Consider the following 9,692-nt stretch of genomic DNA (forward strand, 5'->3'; position numbering starts at 1 on the left):
CCCCTAGCCCCTAGCCCCTAGCCCCTAGCTATACTATTCCTCTGGAGACTTTAATTCAATCGTCAGATTCGGTAAACCAGAAAGCTTTTCAGTTTCTGGGATCTTTTCAACTAAGGGTACAATAATGGTTAATCCTCCTGGCACGCACTCAATTGACAGCGGAGTATTACCAATAATTTCCCCATCTAAGACAACTTTTTGAGGCGGATCGGTAGTAATTTTAACCTGTTTTGCTCGCAAATAACCAATGTCATCTCGTTCAACAGCACTCCCCCTCAAAGCTGTTTGTAATAAGTGATAAGAAGCTGCGATCGCACCTGCGGCATTCGCAGGTGCTACCACTGTAATATCGAGTAAACCATCATCAACAATAATTCCCGCCGGCCCTTGAGCTAAAATAGAAGTAGCCGGTGCTGCATTAGCAACCGTTACGGCAGCAGCAGTAACATTAATAATCTTATCTTCAGTTTCAATTGTCGTCTCAAAACTCTCCATATTGTTCAACTGTTTAATTCCCGACAGAATGTAAGCCAACATTCCCCAGCGATGTTTTGACTCCCGATCCGCCTGTTCTACAGTTTCCGCCTCAAACCCAACTCCTGCTAACAAAACCATCGGTTCTTTACCATTGCACATTGCCGCATCCACCACCCTTGTTAGCCCTCCTAAAATCACTCCGCAGGCTGATTCTATGGTAGTAGGAATTTCTAAAGCATTGGCAAAAGCATTCGCAGTTCCTCGCGAAATAATTCCTAAAGGGATATTACTTCCTACTACCGCCGCCGCCACTGCTGATAAAGTACCGTCACCCCCAGAAGCAATAATAGTTTCTGCACCTCTAGAAATAGCTTCCTTGGCAAGTTGAGCCGCGCTGATTTCGGGAGTCGTCATCCAAATTTCTAAGTCAATCACAGGGTCTAAAAGTTCTCGAATTTTCGCCAAATCTTGATCGGGGTCACTTTTACCAGCAACGGGATTAAAGATTAGGCAAGCCGAACGTTTTTCGCTCATTTTTACTTAATTTTAAGTTGATTCAATACCTAAATCTTCTTCCTCCTTCCCAACTCTCCGTACCCTCTCCTAAAAGGAGAGGGAAAAGGAATAAAGGTTTTTTTGTGAGAGGGAAGCGGAATAGATTTTTTATGGAGAAGGGGGAGAAACAGGGTCAGGAAGAGAGAAAGAAAGAAATTTTCCCCTCTCTTCCCAGCGAATGGGGGTAGGGAGGAGAGGTCATATCCACTCTTTAAGACTTGATAAAAGTCCATTCTAGCATATCTTTGGTAGCCGTTTCAAGGGCTGACTTAATTTCTTCATTACTATCAAACTTGACTTGATTGAGATAGCAAGCTTCCACATTTACCGTAAATTTTTCGTCATGAAAAGGCCAAGGAGTTACTGTTACGAGTTCGTCAGCGTTCTGCACTACATCATAGCGTTTACCGTCTGGCCCTTTCCCAATTTCTAAAGCTCGTACCCCCACAGGTAACTCGCGGCTACAAAGAATTAAAGATAGGCGATCGCACCACTGAAAAAACGCATAAGCTTCCTCAGCTTCCTTTTTTTTAATCTGCAATTCCTCCCGCCAGCGTTCTTGATTTTCCAGTTGTTCGTCTAAGAAGTTATCGAGTTCCTTTGACTCGCCCCGTTTGCCTTCATTCAGAAAAGTTACGTGCATAGAAATCAGCATTGCCACCCATCGACCTCGATATTTAGCATTCTTTGTGAATTCCCGAAGTTTAGGAATATCAGTTTTCTTATCCATCGTAAAATCTAACGGTGCTCCTGCGGGAGTTAATAAATTTTCTTCCCATTCCCGTTCCAGATCGTCATGATGGGAGATCGCTGCTATAGTTTCATACAACCGCAGGGGAGATTCAGATTTTTTCCACTGGCCCGCAAGTTGGGCGGCCAGCAAAGCATGGGCGCGGTGATAAATAACTTCCCAACCAGTTTCAATTATGTTAGCAATCATTGACTCAGTACACTCCTTAATATGGTTAATGGTTAACGGTTAACTGTAGGGCGGGGCGGGTTTACAGGCTCTCTCGTTTGTATTTAAAGATATTGGCGAACCCGCCCCTTGTATCTTAAAAGAGTTGGTGTAGCGATCGCGTAATCTAGCAGGTGATCGTACCGACAAGCAGGCGATCATACCGATAAACAGTTGATTGTACCAACCAACAGGCGATCGCTCCGTCAAACAGGCGATCGTACCGACAAACAGGCGATTGCCACGTCAAGCAAGCGATCGTACCGACAAGCAGGCGATCGTACCGACAAGCAAAGTGAATCTAAAGAAACAAGGAAAGTTTTGTCCAAATGGTTCTGTAACAGCAGAAAGTGATCTGATAGGACATCAGAAATCGGTGAAGTTGGCCCGCCCCTTAGACTTTCACAAGTCTGTTGTGTAGATAAGCTCCCATTACTGATGACAGGCTCACACAAAACTGGACAGTATCTTAGGCTCTCGGCATCGCCCTTGAAAGCCTGCATTCACAAGGTTAGTATTCAATTGCCTGTCACGTTCTTTCATAAATCGGAGTACATCGGGAGCCAAAAATGACATCAACAGTCTTAGGTATAGACATCAGTAAAAAAGACTTTCATGTCTCATTACTGAAGGAGAATCGTGCGACAAAACCCAAAAAGTTTACCAACAATATTCAAGGGTTTGAGAGTTTACATAACTGGCTGAAACAACAAAGTGTAGTCGAACTCCATACTTGCATGGAAGCTACTAGCATCTACGGAGAAGCCTTAGCCGAATTCCTCTATGGGGCTGGCTTTCAGGTTAGTATCGTCAATCCTGCAAGGATTAAAGGGTTTGCCAAAAGCGAACTTCTACGAACTAAAACTGACTCCGTAGATGCGGCACTGATTGCTCGTTTTTGTGCGGCGATGAAACCGTCTCTGTGGACACCAACCGCGCCCGAAGTCAAGGAATTACAAGCCCTGTTGCGACGGCTCGAATCTGTGATTGAAATGGCTACTCAAGAACAGAACCGTTTAGAAACAGCTACGCCAACTGTTGCTGGTCTTACCCTGGCACACTTGGAGTATCTAATCATGGCAACAACAACTGATCAAAAAACTGATTAGTGACCATTTTGACCAACACCCACATTTAAAACAACAGCGTGACCTTTTGACCTCAATTCCTGGAATTGGTGAACAAACAGCATCCGTATTGTTAGCTGAAATTCGTGACGTTTCTGATTACGACAATGCTCGTCAATTAGCCGCTTATGCAGGCTTGACTCCCTGTGAACGTAGTTCTGGGACTTCTGTTAAAGGCAAAACTCGTTTGTCCTGTACTGGCAATGTCCGACTGCGAAAGGCGTTGTATTTACCTGCGGTGGTGGCAATGCGTCATAATCCATTACTCAAAGCGATGAGCGAGCGATTATTGGGTCGTGGAAAGGTCAAAATGCAGGTGATTGGTGCCTTGATGAGGAAGTTGGTGCATTTAGCTTTTGGGATTTTAAAATCCCAAAAGCCTTTCGACCCCAATTATTTACTTGCTACCTCTTGACAGTTCAAGACAGTATCTACAACACTGTTAACGGTTGACGGTTAACAGTACAAGAAATCAAATAATAAACGGTTTAACTTCGCTGTGATTCCACTGTCCTTTAAAGCGTTCAGCGATCGCGGGTCTGACTCTGAATTTAGGGGGGTTCCCTGCCAAAACATCAATCTGCAAAAACGAATAAGGACGGCGTTTTTGCGAACCTTGACCGTTGCGACCGACAAAAAGTAGCGATTCGGCAACGGGGATGCTACCCTTGTCAGGCCGTTTTCCCTGCGATCGCGCCAACTGGTAACTCTGGGCCTCATCAAAGGCCTCCACCAATACAGGCCCTTCCTCCCGCTGACGGCGCAGACTATGACCGCTACCTCCGCAAACAATCCAATTTGTATAAGCATCAGCGTGCCCAGTGTCCCCAGTGCGTATATATTCCAAACAGTGAGCGTGCCCGCTGAGAATTAAATCTGCCACTCCTCGCCGTTCCCCCAAGTCTCCAACTGCATCCGCCACCGCATCAAAGACCTCGCGGAGGCGGTAACGAATTGCCAAAGTTTGACCTTGATTCCATTTCGTCGCCTCAGTGACATAGGGAGGGTGGTGCAGGTAAATTACCCGCCCTCGCACGTCAGGACTCTGCCAAGATGCAATCAGCCTTTCCTTAAGCCAGTTAAGCTGTTCAGAGTCAGTTACAGTTGTTTTGTCTGCTGCTAGGTGTTTGTCAATGTCTAACCTTTGCTCATCAATCTGCGCTAACTTCGCCCGGAAATCGTCCAACTGTTCAGCTTCTTGAGGGCGATCGCGATTCAACTTTGCCGAAGCTTCCAGAATTTGCAACCTTTCTTGTTCTAAATCCTGCCTTTGAGCTTCTAACTCGCGGCGGTAAGCATCTCCCGCCTGCGTCGCTGGTAGCGGTAGCGGCGCGTTAAAAGTATTCGAGTCTAGGGCAAAAAAATCAATGCCCCCACTACGGAAAGTGTAATAACGATTTGGCAAACGGGTAAAGCGTCCAGGTTCGTAGTGCAAACAGCGACCTGTGTTAGTTTGGGCAGTGTAGTGAGTATCTAGGTGGCGATCGAGTTGGCCGGGAAGGTTAAAAGCTTGGAGACAATCAAGAAACGCTTTAGCATAAGCATGACCTTGGCGCGATCCGTGCCAACCAACATCGAAATCTAATTTCGACTGGAAGAGACGGCGCAGCGGCAAGGCACTCTGGGCGAGAATACCGTAGATCAGGGGTAAGTCGTAGTAATCGTGATTGCCAGGAACCGGCAGAAATGGCAGATTAAATACCATTTTGTCGTAGGCAATGCCGGAGGGCTCCTTGCCTCCGACTAAGAACTCGCGGTAGGGGCGAATGAAATTTTGCTGATAATACTCGCTGGAACCTACTAGATAAACGACATCTCCAGTGTGCAGCAGAAAACGGCAACGATCGCGGCGGGCAGCCATAATTTGGGCAACGCGACGCTGGGGGTTCTGTCCGCCCTCGTTTCCCGATCCGCTATCGCCTGCGACTAAAAATGAGAACTCCTCACTATCTGGAGAGCGATCGCCCAAAACCAGCCGCGTTTGATCGATACCCCGTTCCACAATTAATCTGTCTTGCCACCGCACCCGCTCTTTCATCTTGCCGATTTTAACGGGAATTGGCGGATCAGATACAAATTGCACGCCGTCTATCTCCTAGATTTCTTAGTTCTCAGTCGATCGTGCTGCGATCGCTAGAGTTTTGACATCCATCTAGGGGAAGGCTACCGTATAGAGACATCTATTTGTAATAATTTAGTGAAAATGCAACAAATTTAGCAGGAGTGAAATCTCCTGTAATGTACGATACTAAGTCACAGATGGCATTCAACTAGCGCTTTTGATAGTATGCAATCAAGCCGAGGAATCAGGGAAAGCAGTGGAGGTGCGCGATGGAGCTTTTAGCTGAGCAGAAACGATGCTTAGATTGCTTGGTAACGTCAATCAGACAGCTAGGCGGTCAAGTAGAACCAGATCGACTTGAATATACAGCCGAGCTGATTATTCAAACCATGAGAGGCCCTTGGCGTTACTTTCATACGTCAGAACATATTTTTGAGGTTGGGGGGTCAGTCGATCCCGTCGAGGTATTGGCAGCTTTATTTCACGACATGGTTTACGTTCAAGTAGATCAGGGTGTTGGTTTTAACATCAGTAGCTATATTTGTCCGTTTGTCAAGGAGGTGCGATCGCAGCTAGTAATCAAAGACGAACATGAAATTACCAAAGACTTGATGTACGAGTTAGTAGCAGTTATCTTCGGGTTTGTTCCCGGACAAACTCTCTCACCCTTCGCAGGTCAAAATGAATTTTTGAGCGCGATCATGGCTGCAAAATGTTTAGAGCCTTTCTTACCTAACAATATAATTGCCAAAATCGCAGCCTGCATCGAAGCGACAATTCCCTTTCGACCAATTTCACCATCTGGCTTGACTGCCAGCGAACTGCTTCACCAACGCTTAATAGATGCTAATATTCAGTTTAACTTTGGCTGGACAGAGGCTGAAACTTGCGAAGTAGTCAGACAATCAGTGAGGTTGGGCAACCGCGACGTTGAGAACTTTGCCTATCCTAATTCGGCAGATTTTTTGGATAATACCTGGAATCTTATGCCCGAAACTAATCACGAACTGAGTAATGTTAATTCCTACACAGTTGGCGGATACCGCAGGTCTCTACAAAAAATGGAAGGATTTATGAACTTCCTCAAACCCGAACTGGTTTTTCATCATTTTATGGGAGAACCAAGTGACGAAAATTACTTAGGTTTAATTTCCAGAACTCGAAAAAACATAGAAGTTGCCAAGCTGTATTTAGGTGCAAAACTAATTACAATTGCCATTCTCGAAGCACTTTCTTACCGCTTAGGCCGAGACATTCCACTTTCGACTATGATGGGAGAATTACCCACACCAGGATTTACAACATCTGCTTTAGAGAACTTTCTACCCGAAATACCGCTGACCCATCCTTTGAAAAGCCAACTGGAAAAAGAAGTGCTCGACCTGTTAGCAAAAGGGCGCAATCAAGAATCACGTTACGATATTAAAAACTCCCCAGTTGCTACATTTATTATCAAATCCATCGGTTTTGCTGAAATTGAACACCTGCTGAAGAAAGCTAAAGATTTCTTTGCTGGTAATATGCGGTCTGAGGAATTCCTATCTTATTGCGACCCGGATGTAGTCGGGACAATTGCAACTGGAGTAATGAAACTTTTTGAGAGTCGTAAAATAGCTTTGGGTAAAGTTAAATTAACTGAGAAAGCACTTTCCTCGCAATAAAGAAAGGTAAAAAATAAGTTTTCCTCCCTTTATCTCAATTCCGTTGGCAACACAAAACTCTATCCCCATTCCTCAAAGTGCTGTCTAGTACAGAGCAGAGAACGGAAAATCATGACTGCCTTTTTCCCTGAAACTAGAATGAATATGTGGTATTTATGTAAAAAGCTAGAGCAGGCGATTCACCTACTCTAGCATTACCCTGTGACCAGTAAACATAGCCAAAAAAAGCTGTAATCCTATACTTCACAGAGGTTGCAGCTTTTTTTGCCCCGTGAATTCTGAATCATCGGTTTGACCTACAACCTAGTGACTCAGAATTGCGGCCAGCGGTTCCCTAGCTTGCTTCAAGCAACTTCCATCGCTAACAACAGCCTATCGAGCCCAGGATGTACCCTTCCAAAGGGTAAAAAACAAAACACTAGAAATCAGGGCTCCCAGAACCCATTTAACAGAATTTTTCAGTAGTACCAAACGCTGGCTTGACTGCACTGTTTTACTTTGGTTTTCTAGCTGTTCCCTAGCCGGAGTAATTCTGGAAAGAATTTGCTTTTTGAGCTCATCAGGATTTTCGGTATTTGTCTGTACGCCCAAGCGTGTCAATTCGCTTGCCAGATTCTTTAAATCTTCAGGTGTACCCTTATTTAGCCGCTCTTCAACTTGTTTCAATTGCGACAGTTGCTGATTAGCTTGCTGCGTAATTTGCTGACTATTTTGGTTGTTAATTTTCACAGTGTTAACAATTCCCAAAGGAATCATCAACAGAAAAAATAGCGACATGAGAATGCACAGCCAAGACAAAAACTTCAATACCAAATCTTCTAAGTCATAGCGGTCATACTCCTCACCAAAAAATATCAGCGCCAGTCCCAACAAAGGAACAGGAACTCGTTCAACCAAAGAGCCTATCGTCTGCAACTCCCAAACCGGGTTGAGAAAATTTGGGGGTGTAAAAGTCGCAATTATATCTAATAACGACAGTATCAATAGACCGTAGCCGACCCAACGAAGTCTATATATAGAAAAAGTTTGTTCCCCTTGAACTCCAGTCATAAAATTGGCACCTTTTGTAATAGAAATAGTTTTTGCCTTAATTTAAGGTGGTGGAAAGCGAGGCTGCCACCACTGATACCAAGAAACCCAAGTAGTTTCTAGGATTTTGTTAGCATCTGTCGGTGTTGTTTTATCTAAAGGAATGGATATTTGAGTCCACAAACAACGCCTGTCTTGAAGACGACTGACCTGACCTAAGAGCATTGAAACGATCCGACTCAACTGCAAATCATAAGTATTGCGGTTGTATTTAAACTGCTCGCTCGTGACAGTAGAACCACCACGAGGGTTGATACAGGCACTCAGATATGCTCGATTTTGGTGCTGCAAAAGCCCGTGAAATCCGACCTCTTGATTGCTTACTATTGTTAGTTTACCAGGAGATGACTCAAAAACGTTATGGGATCTAATCAGGTTTTCAACATTGCCAATTGTGTCAACCACATAGCCCATTTTGATCTCCAAAGGGAGACTGTTTTGTTGATAGCGATATATCCTACCTGACTTGCTATCTGAATCCTCACTGATTACTAACGGGGTACTGTCAATCGCCTGCCATTCAGGTAAAGGTACTGACTGCGGGAACTCAAAGGAAGTCGAGCTAAGGTTGCTGGTGGGAGGATAAAAAATTGATTTTCCTGCCACTAAGAAAACGGCTCCCAAGGTGACAGTTAGGAGGGAACTCCTCAAATTTTTCCAGCGAGTAATGGCTATTAACATTTCTGTTCTTCCTTATTTTGGGGTTCTTCTCGCAGGACAAAAAACCAGCAGAATAAACCAAAAATTGCTACAGAAATCATTGAAAAAACCCATGAGCCGTTGCCTTCGTGCCAGTATTTGAAGGCTGCTTGCTGAGAAAAAGCCACGAGTATTGCCATCAAAGCTACCCGCGCTGAATTGACGATAAAGGCAATGATTACAGCTACAATCGGGACGATAATTTTCTGAGATCGCTTAGTCGGAAACATCAATAAGAAAATTAAAGTTAGCCCTAGTAACTGAAGGATAGCATTAATGCCTGAACAGCCGTGATACACCTCTACAGAACCAGTAGGTAGCTTCAAAAGAACGCCGTCGCGAATGACGTTAAAGCCAAAGTAATGAAGGAGAAATGCTGAAAATTTAGCCGTGAGCAGAGCTACGTCAACTAAGGCTCCTATTAATCCGGGAGGTATGATTGTATAGCCCAGAATCAGAAGTTCCTGCCAATATTGTTTTAATCCTTTTACCCCAGAAGCGATAAGAGCTAGACTTAAACCCGACAGGAAAGGGGAAACTCTGATGAAAAATTCGTATTGAGAGACGGAGGCACTTTTAATTAGGATTAAAGCGATGAGGGCAATGCCAACAAAACTAGAGAAAATCCCGCTTTCAAAATTGATGGTTTTGTGCTTTTCCCAAATTAAAAATGCCGCCGCCCCCCAAAACAAAAACATTGTCCCGGATAAGTCAACATCGCCGGATCTCGAAGTTAGAGTAAGTTGCAGGGCGATTAAACCTGCTGCTATTCCTAATAGCAAATATTTAGGTTCTTGTAGATACTTCAGCCAGTTGGTTTCAGTCATTCATGCCTCCTGATTGTAGTTATAGCCTCCAAAATGGTTGTTATTGGCTCCTTTCACGCTTTACTGGTAAGAGGTATGGTTTTGTTTGCCCAATCCTGAATACCTGAGATTTTGAGCTGTTATTTACCTGTCAGGGTTAAGTCTCCTTTTTTACGCCGCGCTCGGATTTTTGTTACAAGATTTGACCTCTGTAGCGCCGCCTTCTAGGCGGTTCAGGATACCGCCTAGAAGGCGGCG

General features: G+C 44.5%; 10 protein-coding genes. 4 read left to right on the forward strand and 6 right to left on the reverse strand.

Going from position 1 to position 9,692, the window contains the following annotated elements; all coding sequences use genetic code 11:
• Positions 1-33 precede the first annotated feature (33 nt).
• Together PN499_RS27095 and PN499_RS27100 are read right to left on the reverse strand one after the other, a co-directional pair.
• A complete protein-coding gene (locus PN499_RS27095) occupies positions 34-1,011 on the reverse strand; it encodes a YegS/Rv2252/BmrU family lipid kinase (protein WP_272036415.1) in 978 nt (325 codons plus the stop codon).
• A 232-nt stretch (positions 1,012-1,243) separates the two neighbouring features.
• Positions 1,244-1,972: a DUF3891 family protein gene (locus PN499_RS27100; RefSeq protein ID WP_272036417.1), complete on the reverse strand. Its 729-nt coding sequence runs from the start codon at positions 1,970-1,972 to the stop codon at positions 1,244-1,246.
• Positions 1,973-2,168: 196 nt separating this feature from the next.
• Between PN499_RS27100 and PN499_RS27105 the strand changes: the two genes are divergently transcribed.
• The 3 genes from PN499_RS27105 (at position 2,169) to PN499_RS27115 (ending at position 3,532) form a co-directional block, all read left to right on the forward strand.
• Positions 2,169-2,411 (forward strand): hypothetical protein, encoded by a 243-nt coding sequence (locus PN499_RS27105; protein ID WP_272036419.1) that lies wholly within the window; start codon positions 2,169-2,171, stop codon positions 2,409-2,411.
• A 148-nt stretch (positions 2,412-2,559) separates the two neighbouring features.
• Positions 2,560-3,099 carry an IS110 family transposase gene (locus PN499_RS27110; RefSeq protein WP_272036421.1) on the forward strand — a complete coding sequence of 180 codons (540 nt, stop codon included), beginning with the start codon at positions 2,560-2,562 and terminating at the stop codon, positions 3,097-3,099.
• 46 nt (positions 3,100-3,145) lie between these two features.
• The gene (locus PN499_RS27115; protein WP_272036424.1) at positions 3,146-3,532 is read left to right on the forward strand and encodes a transposase; all 387 of its coding nucleotides are present in this window, start codon (positions 3,146-3,148) and stop codon (positions 3,530-3,532) included.
• 57 nt (positions 3,533-3,589) lie between these two features.
• Here the strand turns inward: PN499_RS27115 and PN499_RS27120 are convergent, their stop codons facing one another.
• Positions 3,590-5,200 (reverse strand): metallophosphoesterase family protein, encoded by a 1,611-nt coding sequence (locus PN499_RS27120; RefSeq protein WP_272036425.1) that lies wholly within the window; start codon positions 5,198-5,200, stop codon positions 3,590-3,592.
• Positions 5,201-5,448: 248 nt separating this feature from the next.
• Here PN499_RS27120 and PN499_RS27125 point away from each other — a divergent pair, with 248 nt between their 5' ends.
• Entirely contained in the window at positions 5,449-6,840 is a 1,392-nt protein-coding gene (locus PN499_RS27125) for a cupin domain-containing protein (RefSeq protein ID WP_272036427.1), read from the forward strand.
• 372 nt (positions 6,841-7,212) lie between these two features.
• Here PN499_RS27125 and hpsJ-A read toward each other — a convergent pair whose 3' ends face one another.
• The 3 genes from hpsJ-A to crtA are packed head-to-tail and all read right to left on the reverse strand — an operon-like array spanning position 7,213 to position 9,455.
• Complete coding sequence (gene hpsJ-A, locus PN499_RS27130) at positions 7,213-7,890, reverse strand: HpsJ-like protein, cyanoexosortase A-associated (protein WP_272036429.1); 678 nt, start codon at positions 7,888-7,890, stop codon at positions 7,213-7,215.
• A 42-nt stretch (positions 7,891-7,932) separates the two neighbouring features.
• Positions 7,933-8,610 (reverse strand): cyanoexosortase A system-associated protein, encoded by a 678-nt coding sequence (locus PN499_RS27135; protein WP_272036432.1) that lies wholly within the window; start codon positions 8,608-8,610, stop codon positions 7,933-7,935.
• A complete protein-coding gene (gene crtA, locus PN499_RS27140) occupies positions 8,604-9,455 on the reverse strand; it encodes a cyanoexosortase A (protein ID WP_272036434.1) in 852 nt (283 codons plus the stop codon). The genes PN499_RS27135 and crtA overlap by 7 nt, the downstream gene beginning before the upstream one ends.
• Positions 9,456-9,692 lie beyond the last annotated feature (237 nt).

This window comes from Kamptonema animale CS-326 (assembly GCF_028330895.1).
Lineage (GTDB): Bacteria > Cyanobacteriota > Cyanobacteriia > Cyanobacteriales > Microcoleaceae > Kamptonema > Kamptonema formosum.